Origin of the sequence: uncultured Capnocytophaga sp., from assembly GCF_938029845.1 — a bacterium.
Lineage (GTDB): Bacteria > Bacteroidota > Bacteroidia > Flavobacteriales > Flavobacteriaceae > Capnocytophaga.
Window position 1 is genome coordinate 26,277 of sequence record NZ_CALHGG010000080.1, and the last position, 20,539, is coordinate 46,815.

Annotated in this window: 22 protein-coding genes; all 22 read right to left on the reverse strand. The window is 38.1% G+C overall.

The genetic code is table 11. From position 1 onward, the window contains the following. Positions 1 to 31: 31 nt before the first annotated feature. Positions 32 to 4,174 (reverse strand): hypothetical protein, encoded by a 4,143-nt coding sequence (locus Q0625_RS06025; protein WP_298824520.1) that lies wholly within the window; start codon positions 4,172 to 4,174, stop codon positions 32 to 34. A 106-nt stretch (positions 4,175 to 4,280) separates the two neighbouring features. Beyond that, on the reverse strand, positions 4,281 to 5,075 hold the full coding sequence (locus Q0625_RS06030; protein ID WP_298824522.1) for a hypothetical protein: 795 nt from the start codon (positions 5,073 to 5,075) through the stop codon (positions 4,281 to 4,283). 258 nt (positions 5,076 to 5,333) lie between these two features. After that, a complete protein-coding gene (locus tag Q0625_RS06035) occupies positions 5,334 to 6,800 on the reverse strand; it encodes a hypothetical protein (protein ID WP_298824523.1) in 1,467 nt (488 codons plus the stop codon). Further along, the gene (locus Q0625_RS06040) at positions 6,800 to 8,161 is read right to left on the reverse strand and encodes a phage portal protein (protein ID WP_298824526.1); all 1,362 of its coding nucleotides are present in this window, start codon (positions 8,159 to 8,161) and stop codon (positions 6,800 to 6,802) included. Before Q0625_RS06040 ends, Q0625_RS06035 begins: the two co-directional genes overlap by 1 nt. Positions 8,162 to 8,187: 26 nt before the next feature. Further along, a complete protein-coding gene (locus tag Q0625_RS06045) occupies positions 8,188 to 9,486 on the reverse strand; it encodes a phage terminase large subunit (RefSeq protein WP_298824528.1) in 1,299 nt (432 codons plus the stop codon). Continuing rightward, entirely contained in the window at positions 9,479 to 9,946 is a 468-nt protein-coding gene (locus Q0625_RS06050; protein WP_273084582.1) for a hypothetical protein, read from the reverse strand. Before Q0625_RS06050 ends, Q0625_RS06045 begins: the two co-directional genes overlap by 8 nt. A 62-nt stretch (positions 9,947 to 10,008) precedes the next feature. Then, a complete protein-coding gene (locus Q0625_RS06055; protein ID WP_034566872.1) occupies positions 10,009 to 10,251 on the reverse strand; it encodes a hypothetical protein in 243 nt (80 codons plus the stop codon). Between the two features lie 40 nt (positions 10,252 to 10,291). Next, a complete protein-coding gene (locus Q0625_RS06060) occupies positions 10,292 to 10,900 on the reverse strand; it encodes a hypothetical protein (protein WP_298824534.1) in 609 nt (202 codons plus the stop codon). Positions 10,901 to 11,048: 148 nt separating this feature from the next. After that, positions 11,049 to 11,633: a hypothetical protein gene (locus Q0625_RS06065; protein WP_298824536.1), complete on the reverse strand. Its 585-nt coding sequence runs from the start codon at positions 11,631 to 11,633 to the stop codon at positions 11,049 to 11,051. A 4-nt stretch (positions 11,634 to 11,637) separates the two neighbouring features. After that, positions 11,638 to 12,678: a DUF4417 domain-containing protein gene (locus Q0625_RS06070; RefSeq protein ID WP_298824543.1), complete on the reverse strand. Its 1,041-nt coding sequence runs from the start codon at positions 12,676 to 12,678 to the stop codon at positions 11,638 to 11,640. Between the two features lie 220 nt (positions 12,679 to 12,898). After that, entirely contained in the window at positions 12,899 to 13,144 is a 246-nt protein-coding gene (locus tag Q0625_RS06075) for a hypothetical protein (protein ID WP_298824548.1), read from the reverse strand. A gap of 20 nt (positions 13,145 to 13,164) precedes the next feature. Next, positions 13,165 to 13,512: a VRR-NUC domain-containing protein gene (locus Q0625_RS06080; RefSeq protein ID WP_298824551.1), complete on the reverse strand. Its 348-nt coding sequence runs from the start codon at positions 13,510 to 13,512 to the stop codon at positions 13,165 to 13,167. Further along, the gene (locus tag Q0625_RS06085) at positions 13,509 to 14,162 is read right to left on the reverse strand and encodes a hypothetical protein (RefSeq protein WP_298824555.1); all 654 of its coding nucleotides are present in this window, start codon (positions 14,160 to 14,162) and stop codon (positions 13,509 to 13,511) included. Before Q0625_RS06085 ends, Q0625_RS06080 begins: the two co-directional genes overlap by 4 nt. Continuing rightward, the gene (locus Q0625_RS06090) at positions 14,162 to 14,860 is read right to left on the reverse strand and encodes a hypothetical protein (protein WP_298824558.1); all 699 of its coding nucleotides are present in this window, start codon (positions 14,858 to 14,860) and stop codon (positions 14,162 to 14,164) included. Before Q0625_RS06090 ends, Q0625_RS06085 begins: the two co-directional genes overlap by 1 nt. A 228-nt stretch (positions 14,861 to 15,088) precedes the next feature. Continuing rightward, positions 15,089 to 15,376: a DUF4406 domain-containing protein gene (locus tag Q0625_RS06095; RefSeq protein WP_298824561.1), complete on the reverse strand. Its 288-nt coding sequence runs from the start codon at positions 15,374 to 15,376 to the stop codon at positions 15,089 to 15,091. Then, on the reverse strand, positions 15,373 to 15,936 hold the full coding sequence (locus Q0625_RS06100) for a hypothetical protein (RefSeq protein WP_298824564.1): 564 nt from the start codon (positions 15,934 to 15,936) through the stop codon (positions 15,373 to 15,375). Before Q0625_RS06100 ends, Q0625_RS06095 begins: the two co-directional genes overlap by 4 nt. Beyond that, complete coding sequence (locus Q0625_RS06105) at positions 15,933 to 16,397, reverse strand: hypothetical protein (protein ID WP_298824566.1); 465 nt, start codon at positions 16,395 to 16,397, stop codon at positions 15,933 to 15,935. Before Q0625_RS06105 ends, Q0625_RS06100 begins: the two co-directional genes overlap by 4 nt. Beyond that, positions 16,387 to 16,902, reverse strand: a complete 516-nt coding sequence (locus Q0625_RS06110) for a hypothetical protein (RefSeq protein WP_298824569.1) — start codon at positions 16,900 to 16,902, stop codon at positions 16,387 to 16,389. The genes Q0625_RS06105 and Q0625_RS06110 overlap by 11 nt, the downstream gene beginning before the upstream one ends. Beyond that, positions 16,899 to 17,933 carry a DNA (cytosine-5-)-methyltransferase gene (dcm, locus tag Q0625_RS06115; protein ID WP_298824571.1) on the reverse strand — a complete coding sequence of 345 codons (1,035 nt, stop codon included), beginning with the start codon at positions 17,931 to 17,933 and terminating at the stop codon, positions 16,899 to 16,901. Before dcm ends, Q0625_RS06110 begins: the two co-directional genes overlap by 4 nt. Continuing rightward, positions 17,934 to 18,335, reverse strand: a complete 402-nt coding sequence (locus tag Q0625_RS06120) for a hypothetical protein (RefSeq protein ID WP_298824574.1) — start codon at positions 18,333 to 18,335, stop codon at positions 17,934 to 17,936. It abuts the gene before it with no gap. A 1-nt stretch (position 18,336) separates the two neighbouring features. Next, the gene (gene dnaB / locus Q0625_RS06125) at positions 18,337 to 19,716 is read right to left on the reverse strand and encodes a replicative DNA helicase (protein ID WP_298824577.1); all 1,380 of its coding nucleotides are present in this window, start codon (positions 19,714 to 19,716) and stop codon (positions 18,337 to 18,339) included. 17 nt (positions 19,717 to 19,733) lie between these two features. After that, positions 19,734 to 20,450, reverse strand: coding sequence for a DUF6291 domain-containing protein (locus Q0625_RS06130; protein ID WP_298824579.1), 717 nt, complete (start codon positions 20,448 to 20,450; stop codon positions 19,734 to 19,736). Positions 20,451 to 20,539 lie beyond the last annotated feature (89 nt).

Sequence of the window (20,539 nt, forward strand, 5' to 3'; positions counted from 1 at the left end):
TTTATAAAGTTTTTGAGTTGTTAATTTTTAGTTACATTGCTACATTAGTAATAATTCCATTTGTTACGAATATCTGAATAGATCTACCCCCTACACCTGTTGATACCATGAAACTACCTGTATATCCTTTTTGTCCTTTTACTCTTACATCTCCTTCTACAATATCAAGAGCTACGTTATTAACTCTTGCTCCTTTGACCTCTAATCTTGCTCCGATATTGTCCCAAGTGTCATTGTTTTCTATGCTATCTATTCGTAGCATAGCTCCTTTAGCCCCTGTACTTGGTGCCACTGTCTGACCCATCATCACATGTCTATAAATGCCGTTTTGTTCCCCATTATCCCTATATATAATAGAATTAGAAGAAATAGAAGCATATCTAGTGTCTCTTTTCCAACTATCTATTCTACTAGGAGGGGTATTTGTATCTGTAGAATGAATAATACTATCATTTGTTAAATGAAAACCTCCTATCTTTCCACTGGTTGCATTCACTTGCCCTGTAAAACTTCCACTTGTAGCGTTAATTTCTCCTGATATATTAGCTTTTGTTGCATACATCGTTCCATCTTGCATAACCATAAAAGGCGCTCTTTTTCTATCTGTATAATTACTACCTGCCCAAAATCGTATATCATTATTAGCAGCTCCTACACCTGTAACACCCGCTTGAACTCCTAAACTATTCCCAAGTATCATAGTACCGGTTGCCATAGCGTTCCCTACTGTGTAAGTGTCGCTTAGGAAGTTGGTTTTATTTACCAATTTTGACACATTGGTATCTGTTTTTTGGCGATTTTGTGTTTCAACAGCTATAAGCGCTCTTGCATTATTGATAGCAACCTGTAAGTCTGTTTGAATGTCGGCTACCTTGTTCTCAATATCCTCAGGAGCGGGAGACCAGTCAGTTGGTTTGTTGCCTTTTTCAAGCTTAATAAATCTTGTCCATAGTTTAGATGTAACGTTACCTAATGCACTTCCATTGTTATCAATACGTATATTACCTCTTTGGTTAGGGTTGTTCCCTGTTGTAAAAGTAAATATTTCTTTTCTCCAAGCTCCATTAGTATTAGGTAATTGCTCTTTTGATTTATGCTGACCTGAACCGGATATAAAGAATAAATCAACGCTTCTAACATCTTGACTCTTGTACTCCAAAGATAATGTATATTGAGTGTTAGGCTCTAATTGACCACCTGCAATTTGGTAAATAATGTATGCTTCAGAAGTACCTCTATACTCTTTATACACCTCATTTTTACTGTTGAGGACTAAATTACGACCTCCTATATCTAACTCATTTACCTTTTGCTCGGCAAAGGTTTTAGCTTGTTGTAGGTTTTGTTGAAGTTGTAAGATACGCGCTTGTTGCTCGGCTGTTAGGGCTATTCCTGCTTGTCGATTAGCTTCTGCTACGGCTTGGGCTTTGGTTAATTCTGATTGAGCTCGTGCATAGGTTTCATTTGCATTTTTAGCTATAGCAATAGCTTGCTCGCGGGCTTGTTGTTCTGTTTGTATTAAAGATTCTAAGTCCTCAGGAGCGGGAGACCAATCCGTAGAGATATTTCCTTTTTCAAGTTTAACAAGCCTTGTCCATAGTTTAGAAGTTACATTACCTAAATCACTACCATTGTTATCAATGCGAATATATCCTTTTGGGGACTTATCATTTGTTGTAAAAGTGAATGATTCTTTTTTCCATTCACCATTTGTATTAGATATATTCTTATTAGGTGTTTGAGATGCTCCTTCATTTATAAAAAACAAATCTACACTTCGTAAATCTTGACTCTTATATTCTAATGTTAGCGTATATTTGGTGTTCTTTTCTAATATTCCTCCTGCTAATTGATAAATAATATAATCTTCTGAAGTGCCTTTATACTCTTTATATCGTTCCTCTTTACTATTGAGAATTAAGTTACGTCCTCCTACTTGGATATTGCTAGTTTGTTCATTAGAGTACTGCTTTAACCTACTCTCCAATGAAAGTAAATCAGGATTTACAAGTTGTTTTATTTCTGTCTTGTTTCCGTCAGTGATACGTAAATTGGCTTTGATAATGATTTCATTATCTAAGAGCAGGATATACTGCTCTCCATTTCCTGAACTGATTTTATTGGTTACTAATTGCCCGCCTGTAATCTCGGTAAAGCCATTGATTTGGGCTATTCCTCGCTCACCATCGTACTCAGAATTGACTGTGGCATATAGAAAGTGGTAAAATCCTGCTTCTTGCTCCATGCCTATCTTGTTCTCTGATAAAACAAACTGAGCGGTCTCAGCTATTTTGCTCGCTTTGATATATAGGTAATAGGTTTTAGCCTTATCGTCTAATCTTCCTGATACAAAGGAAGAAACATACCAATACTTATAATCATCTGCGGAGTGGCTTGGTTTAATGTCAGTTGTACCAAGTGTGTAATGTTTTATCCAGCCACTACCTGCTTTGATTTGCTTATTGTTTCTATCAAAGTACAAGGTGTGAGGCACAGTGATAGGGTTGGTCTTATTAGCAACAAATGCAAATTGTCCTGCCTTATTACCCACCAAAGCCATCATTGTTTGTACTGTGGCAGGAATAATGCTCTTGGTATATTCAGGAAACGCTTCTTCTACTTGCTTGATTGTCTCTAAGGCGTTACGCCAACTTCTTTTAGTCTCAGATATAGCTTTCTTGTTCATCTCTCCAAAATATACCTCTTGATTTTGGAGTTTGCGTATTTCAGAGGAAAAGGATTGTCCTTGTACCTTGTTGGATAGTTCTATTTGTGGGCTATAGGGGTTATTTACATACTCTTTAAGCCCTACAATGCGAATAGCCACGGGGGTACGCTGAAACTCATTATCTGAAAAGTTGATATATCCTCCCATTTTGAGCCGTCCGCCTACATTTGCCCAGTTCTTTTTTGCCCATATTCCGTCCAAATCACCAGTGAAAGTAAATAGGTCTGCTCGGTTTTCATACAGATACTTAGATGCTTCCTTCATCATCTCCCAACTGGCTCCTGATTTGGTAGCGTTATCGCAAATATAAGCAGTAGGCAGGTGCATGTTATATACAGAATAACGATCACCCACAGCGGGTTTAAATATATCATTAGGCATGGTGGCGCCATCCTCTTCCTTGGGGACTATCTCAAAGCGGCGTGCACTATGTTTATAGCCGCTGCTATGCTCATAACGGCTAATCTCAAACTCCCTACCTGATAACATACCACTTTCAAAGTATATCACCATTTTCTCTCCCTTTATTTGGAGGTCTGCAAAGTTCAATGCTTGAGGTATAGATGTGTCTGCAAAGTCATAGAAATGTTTGGCTTTATCAACCTCAAAAACAGCTGACACCGTACCTTTACGACTTGGGTATATATGGGAAAGGTCAAGGCTTTGTTCGTTAATAAAGCCGTTATTTTGCGCATTCTTGATAGCTATTGATAGCCCTTTGTCGTCTGAAACAAAGGTTACCCCTTCATATACGTACTCTTGTGATTTGGGTAGTAATAATTCCTTGTTGCCATACTTAGAGCGGTCAATATTGCGGTCGCCCCCTTGTACATAAAGACGGGTAATGCGACTTTGCTCGGTAGTACGGCTTACACCTGTCTTAAACCCTTTGCCCTTGCCATATTGGAGTGGTAATGCATTATTTTTGAAATATTCTACCTTGTGAAGGTGTATCGTTTTACCTATAATCTCGTATTCTGTCTCAAAAGCCTTAGCTATCATGTCTAAAGCTTCCAGGCAGTTATTATGGTTGTAGCTAATCAATTTCTCATTAGCTTCAATCGTGGTGCCTACCTGCCAACCGCTATCTATCATATTAAGGCAATCTACCAATATTTGTATATGGTAGCGAGGAGAGGCTGTGAAAGGAAATTTGAGGGTCTTATCATTTGGATTACGAAACTTGTAATTCTTCAGGTTTGCCCCCTCGCTGTCCATGGTAAGGGTATATTCAAAGTGTCGACTGTTATGCTTCACCACTTTAGCAGGCTGATTGAGGGTATAGCGTTCTCCTTGGAACTCACACCATGCCCCAGTAGGTATATCTGTGTAAGTAGATAAGGAAAAGTATAGGTTTAGGGTATGCTCCCCCATAATGGAGCGGTATCGGTAGCTCTCATCAGTGGTGAGAATGTCTATATAGGTGCTGTTAAAGTGTAGTTGCATAGTTATTAGCGGTTAGTGGTTAATTTCCAAGCACAAAGATACACCATACTCAAGACGTGCTTATTATATCAGTTTGTATATTTTTTGTTCTTTTTTTGTCTTTTTTTTATACTACCACTAAGGAAATGGTAAATTCTACCCTCAAAGTATCTTTTGTGAGTATCACTTCTTTTATATTTGCTTTCTGATAGATAGCTTTAAAGGTACTACCAAAAGCATTAATGGTACGTTCTCCTCTCTGAGAAAGGTTATATAGAAGCGCTTCATACAATTTCCAAAAGCGATTAATCGGCTGTTTGATATAGCAGAGAAGCTCAATGGTACGCTCCTTAAATACGTTGGGATATTCAGCATATTGTACCCCTGCAATGGTGCTGCTGTTAGTGGTTAGGTGCTCTTTTACCTCGTAGCTCTTTAGCAAGTTACTTTCATTCTCTTCTAATAGGTAAATACCATACTTGGATAGGTCTATGTTGTCAATGGTAAAACCTGAAGGAGGTAAAGTGTCATTAGGGGCAATATAGGTATAACCTTGTAAGGGGGTATCATTGGCAAAAGTAGGCTCATAGGTGATGTAGCCTTGTTCTTTTTTTGCTTTTCTCACTCCTACAAATCGTAATCGGAAAGACTTACCCAATTCATCAAAATAAAAATTATTATAGGTTTGAGCAGATAAAAAGGTTATAAAGGCGTCATATTGGTTGCTTTTGGTAACAAAAGACAAGGATATAGAGAGGGTGTCCAGTTGAGGATCGTCTGTGTCGTACTCTTTGCCGTAATATTCTGCCCAATCGTTACTATTTAGTTTCTTGAGAGGGGGAAAACAAAGCAAATCCTTGTAATTACCTTCTAAAAGGTAGGTATGATAAGTAGTTTGTATGTCAATAGTGTTAATTTTCATATTTTTGTTGCTATTTAAAAGAATTGTTGTACCTTTGCATTGTCGTAAAGGGTATTTACAAACTTTACGAAGGTGAGGGACGCTTCTATTGATAAGCTACAAAGCCCACACCCCCAGCACCTCAAAGATAATGTACAGTTATTTTTGAGGTGTCTTAAAAAGACTTACTTTTCATCAAGTATAAAGAAGCAAACGCGGTGAATAGCTAAATTTGCCCCAAAACAGAGCCTTACCTTTTATCAAGGTAGGGCTTTGTGATTATTTAATATTGTCAAGTATTTTATAATCTCTATTAACTATACTTTCTCTTGACATATATACAGCCTTTCCTTTGTATTGAAAAAACATACCTTCAATATACTTACCTCTTTCTTTAGTGACTTTTTTGGATAGGTTGTGTGTTATCTCACCCCAATCTATATCCTCTATTTCGTCTAAATCCCATACTATGCAATAGGGGTTCTTGTTGGGATTTACAAGAGAATTAAGCATTTGCCTTTTAGCAGCATCTATCTGAGTTATAATACCTGTGTTTGATGTTATTGACTTTCTATCGCCTAAAAAAGTGTCATTTATCAGATATTCAGGATTTGTTAGCCCGTCCTTCTCTATATGTTCTCTAATATGAAAGTCAAATCCTGTTTGTTTAGCGCAAATATCGGCTACTTCTTTATTCCGTTTGAAGTCATTTCTGTCATAGTTTTTTGCTAAGGTTACCTTACCTTCTTTTTTAAGGGGGTATATATTAGCATTCTCTTCAATAAAATAAGGCTTTGTTTTCCAGTTCTTGAACCTATCTTTGTTATCTTTTACCCATTGCTTATAATTACTTGGCACATCACCTACGTAATTAGAGGAGCTTTCAGGAGGTAGTGTTTCATCGGCTTTGAGTTCTTTGATAAGTTCTTCGTCAGTCTTAAGAATAGTAATAATATGACACTTACAGCCTACATGCCAGCCGTGGAAACGAAAAGATTTAGGATATTTGCCTTTCAGTTCATCACACATGTCATATACTTTGTGCTGTGGAGATATGCGTACTTCAAATCCTACTACATCAGGGTTTTGCTGTATCCGTAACCAATCAGCGGACTTATAGGCTACATTGATTTCGTTACTTGCAAGGCGCAAAGCATTTTTATAGGCGCTTCTATATACTCCTTGCCCAGGGTGATAGTTTTGGGCGTTTTTGCTTAGTACTAGGTTGCCATATCTGTCCCTTACCCTGCGAAATAAAGCAGTGGGGTTATTCAAAAGGTTGCGTACCTCACTGCTTAGCTGGACAGCGCTTTTACCTTCCTCCAAGGAAACGGATAAAGCAAGCTCTATCTCACTTTGTGCTTTTTTAGCGATGTCCCATACACGATTGGAGACCGTAAAATCTTTAATCTTGCGTACTTTGAAGGCTTCGAGAGCTTCTAAGTTTTGATGCTTGGTTAGCCCTTCCCTTAGTAGCTTATCCTGTTTAAGATTGGCAAACGCCCATTCTTTGGTAATGCCTTGCTTTATGATTTCATCTAATTGGTTGCTGAAACGAGCTAACTCCTTGTCAAAGGCTTTACCTTTCTTTGTATAAGCAAATGAGAACAATGTACTTGCAATAAGCTCCTTGAAATCAGTTTTGAGAGCTAAGGACACAGAAAAGCCTACCCACTCATAGAATAATCGTTCTATCTGATGTAGGTAAGCGAGTAGATGTTTTCTATGTTCGTTATCGTAGTCCATTAGATACTTGCTTCGTTAAGGGTTCCGTTCTCCTCGTCTTTGATTTGTTGTAGTTGAGCTTCAGGGTCTGTAATGCCGAAACGCTGCATTGCTTCTCGTTGAGATAGTAGCGGTTTCCCTCCGTTAGCTTCCATAAGAGTACGTATCATTTCAGTATCATCGTCAATATCAAAAGGGGTAATGATTGGGGTAATATCTATATCTTTCATTTCCTTTTCAAAGGGTAAATACATCTTTGAAAGGAAGGCTAAAATGATATTGATACGGCGTTGTAGGGCAGGGATAAATATAGCCTCGTTATCTTTTACCTTGAGGTGAGCAGGCAGCCATGCGAGTTTGCGCCCTACTCCTGAGAGCATATTACCCTTGCCTGCGTAGAACTCATCGGAAAGGTCAGGGGTGTGGGTGAACTCGTGTATATCACGCCTATTCATACTCATTTCACGGTCAAAATTTTCATTAGCATTAGGTGGTACTACGAATTGCACATTACCTCCGTCCTTGACCTCATAGACCTTACCCCCTGTATTATTGACAGCCATTTTACCCTCTACCTTTCCTGCGATCATTAGGATAGGCTCCCCGAACTTCTTATTACTTTCAGAAAAATAAGTACGCTGTACCTCGGCTATCTCTATAAGGTGCTGTACAGCATTCCATTCTGTTTCCTCTTGGCGATAGATTACTACAGGTATTTTGCCAATTATATTAGGTTTTACCTCTGTGGTAGTGGTGCCGTTCTCTGTGGTAAAGGTGTATATCTCATCAGCGGTAAAGCCCTGGAATATGGTCTTTTTATTATCCTTAGTGGTGCTTTCAATAGCAAAAGAGATAAGATTATCATTATCATCAAAGCGTGGATATAGCTTGTACTTGAGTGGAGATAGTACCTTGTGTCGCAATAGGTATTGAGTAGGTACGCCATATTGTTCGTTGGGCTGCTCCTCCAAATACCAAAGCTCGGCTACAAGGGTGTAACGCTTGACCTCTGTACAAATAGCACTATCAGAGAAGCTCATTTTGTTGGCTTTGATTACCTCTTGAAAGGCAGCAAAGAGCGGACTGTCCTCTGCGGTATATTTGTAGGGGATAGCTGTTTGAAACATGGTAGCGATTTCAACGATACGCTTTTGATAAGGTAGTCCTATACGATTAAGGGAACGAGTACGCTTTTCAAAACGTGGTTTGTTCTGACTATCTAATAAGGGATTACCTACCTCGTCCGTAAGAGGTATTACGATTTCAGGGTCTGGGAACTTATGCTTATTGGTGAATATCTCGTGCTTTTTGACATCATACTGCCTTTGAAAGGTAGTGGTGTCAATCAGAGAAACATCTTGTTTAAATTCTTCTTGGGTCATAGTATATTGGTTGTATTATGTGCTTATTAAATCATTGAGGCGAGTTGATATAGGTTGTTATTTGTTCCACTTAATAGTCTCATAGTGATATAACGAATAGCATCTATTGAGTGGTTGTGGTTATCTATGGGTATACCTGCTTTCTTGTCATTCCAAGCGTAATTCTTTAGCTCCTTCATAACGTTAAAGCTCTCAGGCGTTACCACTAACTTATAATTGAGCATTGTTGTTATACCTGCTGATACGCTGCCTGCTCCTTTTTCGCAAGGTTCAATATTTAGCCCCTTATCTCTTAGGTCTGCAATCAGACGAGGCTCGGCACTATCAGCGACGATAAGGTCGTCAGGGTGATCTATCAAAGTGCTATTGAGCTGATAAAGTCCGTCAGAGGATAATTGTTTGTTGTTATAGTACTTTTCATCAATGTAAATGATTTTGCTACGATTATCCACGGCTACTTTGATGAGTGTATCTGGGTCAATGCTAAATCCGTAATCTTGTCCGTATCCATAAGGCAGTGAAGTATCAAAATAGCCAATCTCCCAATCTGTAAATATTACCCCTTCTGATACATCAGCCCATCGTCCTATGATTTTTTGAGCATATTTGGTTTTGTTGAACAAAGATTGAGAAAAATTGCCTTGTTCATCAGTAGCTTGTGCGAGGCTTTGGGTTTTGATTTCATCAATCTGCTTAAAAAACTGCTCATTAAGGTTTTCTATATTATCAAAGTAGGTAGTATGAATATGCAATACATCAGGATGGGTAGATATTTGCACTTCCACACCATCAATATTTACCACCTTATGCGTTTTTTCGATGTACTTCTTATAAATGAAATGCTCAGCATTGGAGGGGTTCAGAATAAGGATAACCCGCAATTGCACCCCCTTTTGACGAATAGAAAGGATTAGTTTTTCGTAATCCTCCTCTGATAGCCATTCTTCCATTTCATCACCTACGAAGGTGGTAATACCATGTAAGGATTTGAGGTTAGCGGTTTGGTTTCCTGATGATGTCTTAATCCCTTTAAAGAGAATTTCAGAGCCTGAAAAGGTGTTTTTGATAGCTGTTTTGGTGATACTGAAATAGGATTGTGTCCCTTCTGCTTCTATCTTTTCCTCAAACTCAGGAATAATAGAACTATGAGCAGATACCATGGTATAACGGCTAAATAGTATCTTATGCCCTGCCTCAAAAGATAAGCGTTCAAGAAAAGTAGATGCGTTGTACGACTTACCCGACCCCCTTCCTCCGGAGAGTATGATGATAAACTTATCTTTGTTCAAGTACAAAGGATCATATACAGGTTGGGTCTTAATCATTGTTCTTGTTGTTGTTCTTGAGCCATTGGGCTATGTCGATGCTGCCTGATAATTCTACTTGATTTACATTGATATAATCCCCTTCCATTTTGGATATTTCGGACTGCAACTCACGAATGGTACGGTTATAGGCTGTTATCTCTGAGGGAGTAAGCGTTCGTTCGTATCTTTGTATTTGTCCTTCATGGGATCGTATCTCTTGTGGGTGAGTACCTTTTTCCAATCTCTCTAAAAGGTTGTCAATCTGATTTTGCAAAATAGTGATACGGTCTATTTTGGTTTTAAGCCCCCTTTTTACTGCTTCTTTTTCAGTAGCGAGGGATTGCTTTAACTTAACCTGCTGGGCTTGTTTTTGATACTCTTGGTGCTGTCTTTGAGCTTGTTTCCAATCTTTATCAAAGGTAGTTTTACCCTTACCCCACTTTACCTCATATTTACCCCACACTTCCGAATATGACAAACTCGGCTCGCTTTTCAGAGAGTCAAGTATCCATGTTTGTCTATTTTTCGGAGTGTTTGTCATTATTCGTCTGTTTCTTCTTCTAATTCGTTTTTATAGTCAATACCTGCTGATAGTTGTTCTTGTTCTTTTTCAGAATAGATGTGAGAGATAAAAAGCCCTTGTTCGTTTTCTTCCTCCTCTGCCTGAATAATGTTAAGTCCTGCTACTACTAATTTCGCAAATGCTTCTACAGATTTTGCTTTTCCTCCCATCTGGGTATGTCTTTGATAGGCTCTGTTTAAGATGTCTTTTTTTAAAATCATTGTTTGTTCTATTTAGAGTATTACATATATAGCAAGTGTATTATAACTTATACTTTTTGGTGATTTCCAATAGCTTTTTAGAGTAGGGGTCTTTTTTACCTAATATAGCTTTGCTCATTCCCTCTGCATAAAACTCATTGATATTTTGGCGAGCATACCCTCCTAATACATTAGATTTTGTTTTGGTGTATTGTTTATAGAGGGCTTTTATCTCTTTACCCGCTTTTTTGTGTTTGTCTCCTGTATGTCGATTTGTCCAAGTGGTATGAGCCAATTCGTGTATGGTGGTATGCTGAATAGCTTTATTGGTATGGACCTTTTCTCCTCTTCTATATTCTTCCTTCTTGGATTTTACCATCGCTTTGCTGTTGTTGAATGATTTACGATTGAGGTATACTGTACCTGAATTATTCGATATAACAGCGATCCCATAAGCATTTTTTAGGTCTGCCAGTTTGACTTCACGAGTATTAAGCCCTATTCGTGAGTGATACTTTGATATAGCACGCTTTACCTCACGATTAGCTTTTTTGTCGGTAATATCTTTGATGCTACCTATATTCTTAACACTGGAGGGCGTACCTCCTCCTTTTTGCATTATGATGTCATTACGACTATCATTTCTTATGCCTCCTGATGATTTTCCCATTTTATTTAAAAAAATATTTGTGGTTAGAAAAATATTTTGTATTTTTGTGCCGTAATAGGCTATCCTTTACAAGCCGCGGGGGGAGGGCGCTCCTGCCGCTACCACTAAAGCTCTAATAAGATGATTAAACTCTCTTATTAGAGCTTTTTCATTGCAATTTTTCAATCTTATTGACTACCAAACTATAGTTATCTAATATATCTTGTTTAGCAAACGAAACAGCTTTTGAGCTATTGACAAAAAACACTTCTTTTAAAAAATCAGCTCCTTTATAGTTTAAGATCTTACCTTTTAAATTTCTTGCAATATCATTAGGCGTCCATTCCTTAAACTTTGTAATATCATAAACAATAGCTTCTATCCCTTGTGCTTTTGCATATTCTAAGTTTTTCTTTATTCCGTTATAGGAACTGGTGTCTTTCCTATCTGCTTTAAGCCCCTTTATCTCATATTCTGGATTTTTGTAACCTTCTAAAATCAAGTGAGGACGTATCTTTACACTTATTCCTAATTCGTCGGCTATTACCTTGGCGGTTGTGATATTCTCTTGTAAGTCCTTTCTATCTGCATAAGGGCTTACCGATACGGAGGCACCGTTCTTTGCTTTGTATATCTCCCTATATGGTGCATTGAGCTTTTGTAATTCTCGTTCTCTTGCCTCCTCTTTGCTCTCTTTGCTGATTTTTGATTTAGGCTTGTTAGTATTCCTAATTCCACCTGATGATTTGCCCATAGGATCATATATCTAAGGTGGTTTCACTGATACAAGTAAGGTTCTTCTTGCAACAAAACTCTTTAGCTTTTTTACCTCCTCCATATACAACAAGATTCGGATTGTCAAGTCCTGATATTTCCTGAGCGATGACAAGTTCCTTTTCTAAGTTATTAAGGCGTGATTCGTAACCACGAGTAAAAAAAGCGTTGTAACCTTCAGGAATGCCCATTCTGTTATAAGAGGCAAACTTTTCTGTTACGTTCAAATCAACGAATATATTTATATTGTAATCCTGTAAGAAACGAGCAATCCAACGCTTTTTGTAGATTTGGAATATCCCATAACTGATAGGGGTGGTTTCGTATAAACTACAATTTGGCTCAACGATATTCTTACACCCTGATTCTATGATAGCTGAGGGATTGTCCCAAATAGCCTCAAAGCGGTAATCATCAACGTAAAAATGATAAGTACCTACGCCTTGCTTACTCCTTTTTTCTGCTCCATAGGGGCGCAAAGGGACATCTACATAAATAGGCTGTGTATGTGGTAACAAAGTAGGAATATCATAGGGATTGTTAGAGGGAAAAAGGCAATCAGGTACCCAAACTTTCTTTTCTTGTTTGATATTTATATCGTTAGGGTCTTGCTCTGATAGGGTCTCTACATGAAGACTTTCAATATTGACCTGTACCTCTTCTACCTTTACCCACTCTGTAAGAGTATCTTTGACAAAAGGATTGTGTTTTTGGTTATAGACTTCAAGGAGTATTTCTACTGCTTCTTTGCGGTCTTTGGCTAATATCTCAAAGGCTTTTAGATGAGTAGGGACACTTACCCCCTCGCTGACAAGTTCGGACAGTACTTGTTTGCGGGTATGTCCGTCAATACAATAATATTTTCCTTGATCGTTCCATACAGCAAAAGGCAAGGCAAAGCCATGTTTTACAAGGCTTTCCTTGAGAAAATTTAAGTTGGTGGGAGTTTTTATATTTTCAGGTTGGAGGTCGTGTAGGTTATTTCTCCAATCAATATCAATGAGGTTACCTATTCTGCTTTCCATGCCATTTTGCCTTAATTATCAAGGCAAAGGTACGACATGGCTTGCAATGGGTTGCTATGTTCGTTTGTATAAAATTTGTTTTTTCTTTGTATTTTTTTTGTTCTGATACCTGTACGAGCAAGACAATAAAGAGGAATAAAAAACACCACCCCTAAATAAGGAGTGATGCCAATCAATAACACATCAAAGTTGAAACGAATAGGTAATTTGTACGGAGTGATTATAGTATTTTCTTCTCTATCTTTCGGAAGAGTTGTTGATATTCTGTAACGGCAAGCATATTGTTATGCTCCTTGCGGTAGTAGCTCACGCTTGAGGGGGATATACCCAGAAAAGTAGCTACTTCCTTATTTGATACAATAGAATGCTTGCTTGCTAATCCGCAAAACATCTTCATATAAGCAGTGCTATTGCTTATTGACTCAAGGGTACATTCTTCTATGGCTGTTTTTATCTTTTCAAGCATGGTATATCAGTTATCAGTTGTTAGTTGTTAGTGGTGGTTAGTTCCTTTTCTATGATTGCTTTGAACTCGTCAAAGCTGTAACATACATAGTATTTATATCCGAGTGCTTCGGCTTTTTGTTGAAAGTCTTTTTGGTTGTCAGTTTGGCGATTACCTTTTACTTTCATCTCTATGTAAATTATCTTTCCTTGGGGGAGCAATATGGTTAGGTCTGCAACCCCTGCGAGTACTCCCTCAGCTTTGAGGCGTTGCGCTTCTCGTACGTTTCGACTGCCACCATTAGGGACGGCGTATATCACGAGGTTAGGATACTGGAGCCTAAACCATTTTACACAGGAGGTTTGTAGGGTGCTTTCTTGATGTTTCATAGGTGTACATTACTTTTTATTGTCACTTTAAATTTTTTACCCTTATACTCTTTTTTGCAGCGCCTTATAATTCTTCTCAAAAAGACGAATCCAAAGGCTTCTTCTACTTGAATAACTATCTTACGAGTTACCATAGATAGGTTTTTAGGAGCAAATTCAAAATCCTTAAGGTGTTGTATTTTTTTTAAGGCTTCATCTTTGGTTATCATTCCTAAGTCATAATTCATAATATGACCTATTACATACATAGCAAGTTGTCCGTAACATCTGAATAATGGAACTGAGTTGTTATACTCTACATCAGCAGAGAAAGCATATACATCTTGAGGGTCGATATTTAGTGTTTTTAGCGCCCCTTCGTATGATTTCATCTCCTCGGTTAGGCTAATACACTTATCTGCTTGCTCGTTCTTATCACAGATAAAATCTTTAGGGGAGGTTTTACCTCCGAATATATCATTTATCATATTGGATATATTCTCCGCTGTGTGATAGTCATTCTTTGACTTCATTAAGGATTGATGTAGGCATCGCTGACTATATAAGTGAGCAAACTTAATAAGGAGAAATGCTTTCATTATACGATACCTCCTTGTTAGCTGCCTGCTGTTTTTGTTCTTTATCTTAGGGGTTATTACATTTGTTGTCATTAGGCGGCTTTGTAGTTAGTAATTACTCTTAGAAGTTGTTGTTCGTTGGTTAATATTCCTTGTTCTATGAGTTGTATAATAAACTTTTCAATATCGGAAATTAGCCTTAGTTCCTTGTCTGTTGCCGTGTCTCTTATACCTCTTTCGTGCCGCCCAAATACTTTATTATTGATTTCTCGGCAATAAAGGGAATATTCAGGATTTGGGATAATAGAAGCAATTGCCCTGTTCATAGGTACAAACTCACTTCCTGCTAATATTCGGTTGAAAATAAGACTATCAGTGAGCCACATTACCACTTTTGCATATATGAGAGGGTTTAGTTCCATAGCCAATAATACCCATATATAAGGGTCTGCATAAGTTGCTTTATTTTCTCCTCTCCCTGTAGTTTTCCAAACACCCAATCCTTTGAGTACTTTTATAAAGCCTTCATTTTTAATAAACTCCATAAAACTAAGAAAACTTACTTTTATCATACCCCTCTCATTTAGAATATGATATACCCTTTCGATGAAACCCTGAGAGTTCATTATCATAGATATATTTTTCTCGCTCCACCCATACTGAAACCTTGCTTTTTCATATGCTTTTATTAGGTCTGTAACAGAAAGGCTTTGTCCGTTTTTAGTGTTTTGTTTGATAATTATGCCGAACAGGTTACGGTCGGCGCTCTTCATTACTATATTAGTCTTCATAATCTAAAACACAATATATAATAGTTAATTTATTTTAAAGTGCAAAGGTACAAAATATATTTGAATTATCCATGTAAATATTTTTGTAACAAATTGAAAGTGTGTAACATTTGTCACACGATTTATAGTTACATTTGTGCTTTCAAATGTAGGTATAAATATATTTCATTTTGTTAATTTAAGGATTAGCGACCAGTGATTATAAGGAATGCGCTGGTCGCTAATGATTTATTCATACATCACTTTTAGCCCTATTTCTTTGGCAACAGCATGCTCAATTCTTGCCCCTTGACTATCCTCCCAACCTTGTAGCATATATATTCCCTCACAATCTATAAGATTGATGATGTCTTTGGCTATATGCTCCTCCCATGGGTCTGTTTCAGATAGTCCGTTACAAAGAGGATTGGTAACCTCGTGTCCTAATGCTTGGAGCTTGTCGGCTACATCACTGAACCGCTTACGAGTATGGGTAAGGTCTGTCCCACTGATTTTTCCTGATAGATATATTTTCATATTCTCAACTTTTTGACTATTTTTTGCACCTGCTCCTTGAGTTGTGTTCGTGTGCATGTATTGTCTATGATAAAGTGAAAATCACTATCAGGCACATCGTCAAGGTCTATTTCGGAGGGATGGGTATCCATATTGCCCATTCTGCATTTCACACGGATAAAGACAGGGTCAAGCAGTTTCATCTGCTCATATTCCGCTTTGAAGCGCATGTCTGTGATAATCACCCTTGGAAATTCGTAATTCTCATACGCCAATCGTCGAAACATTAGCTTAGCGAATATATCCTCCCCAAGTAGTCCCTTGTAAAAGTCGGCTGTCTTTCGGTACAGCTCCCTTATGGTTAGGTTGCTCTCTATGCCATTAACGTCTACTAATCGGCTTTCTTTGAAAAGGTCTAATTTGTATGAGTTTGTTCCTACTGCTTGGGACACTATCTCTTTGACGGGCTCGGCAAAGGCTCTGAGTTCGTATTTGCGCTTAGTGTAGTCGTTGAATATGTTTGCCACGGTGTCCTTACCTACTCTTTTCTTTCCTGATAGTACAATGAGTTTTTTATTCATAGTTGTTCGTTTTTATAGGTTCGTATGAGTGCTTTTACAAGGACTTCACGGGCTTCATTGTAATCGTCAAAATCACCTTGCCAATCTAATTGACGTAGATTAGACTTTGTAATCTCAAAATAATAGTAATTACCCTCATCAAAATGAGCGTGACTCTCTAATCTAATGTAACTTTCATATCCTTCCCCTCTGAACCATTCAAATACCTGCTCCCAAGTGGGGATTGTTTGAAAATTGAGTTTGTTAAATGTATTGCACTGCGAAATAGGTAAATCTATGATTACCTCACCATAATTATCTTCATCTAACCAATCTTCTTCTACAGTAACAGTACCTGAAACAACTACCTCGTCATCGTTCGGATAAACAATGAAAGGGCAGGCTTCATTAAAACCTATTTCTTTGAGTTCTTTGGCTATCTCTAAGGGTACAAGCCAATTGGGGTAGTTGTTATTTTTCATCTTTCACAAATTTACCGTTAATCATTTTTCCAGTTCTGTTTTTTATCTCGTTGTAGGCGATATTTAGGCACTCCTCAAGGGTGGTGTTTTCTAATAGAGCTATATTATGAAGGCTATTAAATAAATCTAACATATCCTCCAAATCAGGGATTTTGACACCATTCTTTTTATAACTGAATTTAGTCAATATAAGACTTAAATGAGAATTAACATCTACAGCAAGTAATGTTATATTTCTCTTCTTACAAGGGAGTATTTCTGTTGCAGTTTCTATATACAATAATACATCTTCTATTGTAAATTTGCAATAATTAATAAGAAAAATCATAGTGTTTCCTATCGCTTCTTGGATGGCTTTTTTGTCATAGTCATAACACACCTTAATAAGCTCACCAACCTCTTTGTTAGCATTAAGGAGTTGGTCAAATGGGGTGCTTTTGTCAAATATTTGCCTTTCTTCTGCCCACTTATGAATAAGTGGAATAAGTTCTTGTATTGTTTTCATTGTTCTATAAATTTTAATCGTTTAGCAATCATTGTTACTATATCCACGGTTACAGCGTTACCTATGAGCTTGTATCGTTGTGTCTTTGAAATGCCCCTTATTTTCCCGTTATAATCGCCATATTGTGTCCAGTTGTCGGGAAAACCTTGCAGGCGTTCACATTCTATCTCTGTTAAGCGGCGCATTTTACTAATGGCATAATTACTGTTATGTCTTGTTAGAGCGGGGCTTATTCCTTTTTCGTCAAAAATTCTATTTTGTTGATAGGGCTGCCTACCGTTGGATTCCTTAGACGGATTTAGCTGTATCACGGTCATGTCTGAGTGCAAACCTCCTGAATGTCCGCCGCCTGTGAGAGTGGCTGCAACCTTAGGGACTATATAAGTATCATAACTCCCCATCTTGGAGTAGCGAGCTGTTATTGTTCGTGCAAGTGAAGATTTGAAATTTCCACCTCTCCAACCTTTTTCCCTTGTCTTTCTGTCAAGTAATTTATCATTTTCTCCGATAGGAAATACTCCTGGGATACTTTTTCCTCCAAGATGTCCGATAAGGTAAATCCGCTCTCTATTTTGGGGTAAAACCCAGCTCGTATTAAGCAATTGCCATTCAAGTCTATAACCCCCAATGTTGGCAAACGCTTGGATAATCGCCCAAAAGTCCGCGCCAGCGTTTGAGGAGTAAGCTCCCTTAACATTTTCCCAGATAAAAATACTTGGTCGGACGTGAGTAATGAGGGCAATTGCATGCTGGATAAGGCTACTTTTGTTTCCTTTAAGTCCAGCACGCTTTCCAGCAAGGCTGAAATCTTGGCAAGGCGATCCGAAAGTGATAATGTCTGCTCCTGCAATGTCTGCGGGCTGAAGAGTGGTAATGTCTCCGATGTATTTTGCATGTGGAAAATTGTGTTTATAGTTAGCAATAGCGTGTTTATCTATCTCACTAAAATAGTGCTCTGTAAATTGGTAGCCTGCTCTCTGAAATCCGAGAGAAAAGCCTCCAATGCCGCTAAAAAGGTCGATGATTTTCATTTATTTTTTATTGTTATCATTGATACTATCCAAGTGTAGATACACGATTTCCGATATATCATCCGCATAAGATTTGAACGCTTCAAGGAGTTGAGTGTCGGCTTTATTCACTCTGTAAAATTCTTCTACAATATCCCTTGTGTGCTTCTTTACATTCTTGAAGTTGCTTTTGAACTTATACTTTAGATTGCTCTCGTCAATCATGTGTAACAGCTCGTTAGTAGCATCCGAGAACGCTAATGCAAGGATTAGGTAATGCGCCATCTTTTCCCGCTTAAGAATTGGTTTTACTTGATTTTCTCGGTAATTAGATACAGCTATTTCCATGAGGTGTTGCGCTTCCTTTTCTGTGATTTGTAAGCCCCTCGCTCTTAGTTCTGTTAAAAATTTTGTACTTTTCATTTTAAAAAGGTGTGCTATTTTTAGGGTCAATTTTTGGTAAATTATTTTCTTGATGAATATTCATGCTTACGTTTCCTCCTCTTTCAAAAAAGCGCATGTACTGTAACTGACAACCTGCTATTATTCCTCCTGTTGTTCCATTTCTAAATTTAGAAATGATAACTTCCACTTCATTAGTGGTAGGGGTGTTATCCTCCCATTGAGGTATGCCATAGTATTCAGGTCGATAAAGGAAAAGTACATTGTCTGCGTCTTGTTCAATGGCTCCCGATTCTCTGAGGTCTGAAAGCATGGGGCGCTTATCTCCTCTTGTCTCTACTACACGAGACAACTGGGATAGTGCTATGATGGGTATATCTAATTCCTTAGCCAGTCCTTTGAGAGTACGAGATATTTCGCTAATCTCTTGGTCTCTTGTTCTACCTTTCAGATTATTGTTGATTAATTGGAGGTAATCAATATAGATAATCTTAACTTTCTTCTCTCTTACCCATTTTTTTGCTTTGATTTTCAAGGATAACAAAGACAAGTAAGGCTCATCATCAATGTATAAAGGCAGCTTTGAGAAAGAACTCCTAAGCCCCGCAGCAACATCATATTCGCTTTGCGAGAGTGTGCCAAAGGCTAATTTATTGCTATCTATCCCCGCATAGTTTGCAAATAACCTCGCAGTTAGTTGTCGTGCGCTCATTTCAAGGGAGAATATCCCTACGGGGTAGCCTAAACGTGCCTGATGTAGTGCATCATTGAGAGCGTATGCTGTCTTTCCCATCGCGGGACGTCCTGCAATTATCGTTAAGTCACTTTGTTGGTAGCCGTTGAGTTTGAGGTTGATGTCTCGTACAGCAGTAGGAACGCCTGCACGCTCTGACTTAGGTTTAAGGACTTCTGTTAAATGATCTCCTATATCCTTGGGTTGTTTGATAGATAGCCAATCAGAAACCTTATCAAGCTCTTTGTAGGAGTTGTCAAGCAACTCGAATATGTCAGTATCTTCATCGTAGGCATTGTCTGTGAGAGTATTTCCTACCTCAATACTCTTGCGCTTAACGTACAATTGCATAAGAAGCATGGCGTGATATTGCATGTGAGCTGAAGATGATACCTTCTCTGTGAGTTCCACAAGGTAACTACCTCCTCCCGCTTCTTTTAACTTTCCAGTCTTTTGTAACTCCGACCTAACTGTCATTAAATCCACTGCTTGAGAGGATTTGTACAAGGAGAGGATAGCATCGTATATCAGAGCATTTTTTGAATTGTAAAAAATATTTGTCCCTTTAACGACCTCTACAAACTCTGACACTCCTTGCTGAGTTATTAACATACCCCCAAGTACGACTTCTTCTAACTCAGGGTCGTTTGGTGTTTTTTTGTTTTGCATTTTTAAGTCTGTTTTTTTTAATAACTTATCTCGTTTCCATATTCGTCAAAGCGAATACGTTTTGGCGTTGAAATTTGCGGTTGTGGTTGCACTATAGAGGGCGATTGGTCTTTTCTTCGCACCTCCCATGTGCGTACCGCTGCTTTCCAGTCTTTCATTGGCTGACTTCCAACCTTCCAACCTTTGGAACTATAAAAGTCACAAAACTGTTGCCCTGAAATACCATTCTTGCGCTCATCACAATAAGCCTGCACTTCTTCAGGAGTTGGTATGGTGAACCGCTTTCGCCCGCCGCCGCTTTGTTCTTTTGGAGTTTGAAGGGTCTCTATGGGAGATTCTGAATTTTCATTTTCCAAATCAGAAACCGCGACGTCGCTTTTTTGTTTCTTTTTTTCTAAAAAAGAAATATCATTATCATTTACATTATCATTTACATTAGGTTTGGGTTTGGTTTTGTTTCGGTTTTGTTTCGGTTTTGTTTCGGTTTCTGTTTGGTTACAGTTCGCTTTTGGACGACCTCCTTTTTTTCCATTCTCAAACCTTTGATTATTAGCGTCTAATTGAGGTTTTATAAGGGAAAACATCGCTTTTGTTATCGGCTTCTGATTTTCAGTTGTTACTCCATTTAAGCCATACTCCATTATGGCTGTAAGCACTTCTCCCTGAATATCTCTCGGCAGTTCCTTTATCCCTTCATAAAAACTCCTATAAAAGACGAAACTTTCTCTTTCCATAGGTTTCTATATTTTAATGAACGTAATTTTTTTAAACTTTGCCCTAAGCCCTCTCCTTAACATTACACGCCAAGTACAAGCGAGGGCAT

Bases quoted from the DNA above. Each gene is read 5' to 3' on its own strand.
- dcm (WP_298824571.1), bottom strand. From the start codon at position 17,933: ATGAAAATCATCGACCTTTTTAGCGGCATTGGAGGCTTTTCTCTCGGA.
- Q0625_RS06105 (WP_298824566.1), bottom strand. From the start codon at position 16,397: ATGAAAAATAACAACTACCCCAATTGGCTTGTACCCTTAGAGATAGCC.
- Q0625_RS06030 (WP_298824522.1), bottom strand. From the start codon at position 5,075: ATGAAAATTAACACTATTGACATACAAACTACTTATCATACCTACCTT.
- Q0625_RS06090 (WP_298824558.1), bottom strand. From the start codon at position 14,860: ATGAAGACTAATATAGTAATGAAGAGCGCCGACCGTAACCTGTTCGGC.
- Q0625_RS06040 (WP_298824526.1), bottom strand. From the start codon at position 8,161: ATGACCCAAGAAGAATTTAAACAAGATGTTTCTCTGATTGACACCACT.
- Q0625_RS06065 (WP_298824536.1), bottom strand. From the start codon at position 11,633: ATGGGCAAATCATCAGGTGGAATTAGGAATACTAACAAGCCTAAATCA.
- Q0625_RS06110 (WP_298824569.1), bottom strand. From the start codon at position 16,902: ATGAAAACAATACAAGAACTTATTCCACTTATTCATAAGTGGGCAGAA.
- Q0625_RS06100 (WP_298824564.1), bottom strand. From the start codon at position 15,936: ATGAATAAAAAACTCATTGTACTATCAGGAAAGAAAAGAGTAGGTAAG.
- Q0625_RS06035 (WP_298824523.1), bottom strand. From the start codon at position 6,800: ATGGACTACGATAACGAACATAGAAAACATCTACTCGCTTACCTACAT.
- Q0625_RS06080 (WP_298824551.1), bottom strand. From the start codon at position 13,512: ATGAAACATCAAGAAAGCACCCTACAAACCTCCTGTGTAAAATGGTTT.
- Q0625_RS06075 (WP_298824548.1), bottom strand. From the start codon at position 13,144: ATGCTTGAAAAGATAAAAACAGCCATAGAAGAATGTACCCTTGAGTCA.
- Q0625_RS06060 (WP_298824534.1), bottom strand. From the start codon at position 10,900: ATGGGAAAATCATCAGGAGGCATAAGAAATGATAGTCGTAATGACATC.
- Q0625_RS06025 (WP_298824520.1), bottom strand. From the start codon at position 4,174: ATGCAACTACACTTTAACAGCACCTATATAGACATTCTCACCACTGAT.
- Q0625_RS06120 (WP_298824574.1), bottom strand. From the start codon at position 18,335: ATGAAAAGTACAAAATTTTTAACAGAACTAAGAGCGAGGGGCTTACAA.
- Q0625_RS06085 (WP_298824555.1), bottom strand. From the start codon at position 14,162: ATGACAACAAATGTAATAACCCCTAAGATAAAGAACAAAAACAGCAGG.
- Q0625_RS06095 (WP_298824561.1), bottom strand. From the start codon at position 15,376: ATGAAAATATATCTATCAGGAAAAATCAGTGGGACAGACCTTACCCAT.
- Q0625_RS06130 (WP_298824579.1), bottom strand. From the start codon at position 20,450: ATGGAAAGAGAAAGTTTCGTCTTTTATAGGAGTTTTTATGAAGGGATA.
- dnaB (WP_298824577.1), bottom strand. From the start codon at position 19,716: ATGCAAAACAAAAAAACACCAAACGACCCTGAGTTAGAAGAAGTCGTA.
- Q0625_RS06070 (WP_298824543.1), bottom strand. From the start codon at position 12,678: ATGGAAAGCAGAATAGGTAACCTCATTGATATTGATTGGAGAAATAAC.
- Q0625_RS06055 (WP_034566872.1), bottom strand. From the start codon at position 10,251: ATGATTTTAAAAAAAGACATCTTAAACAGAGCCTATCAAAGACATACC.
- Q0625_RS06045 (WP_298824528.1), bottom strand. From the start codon at position 9,486: ATGATTAAGACCCAACCTGTATATGATCCTTTGTACTTGAACAAAGAT.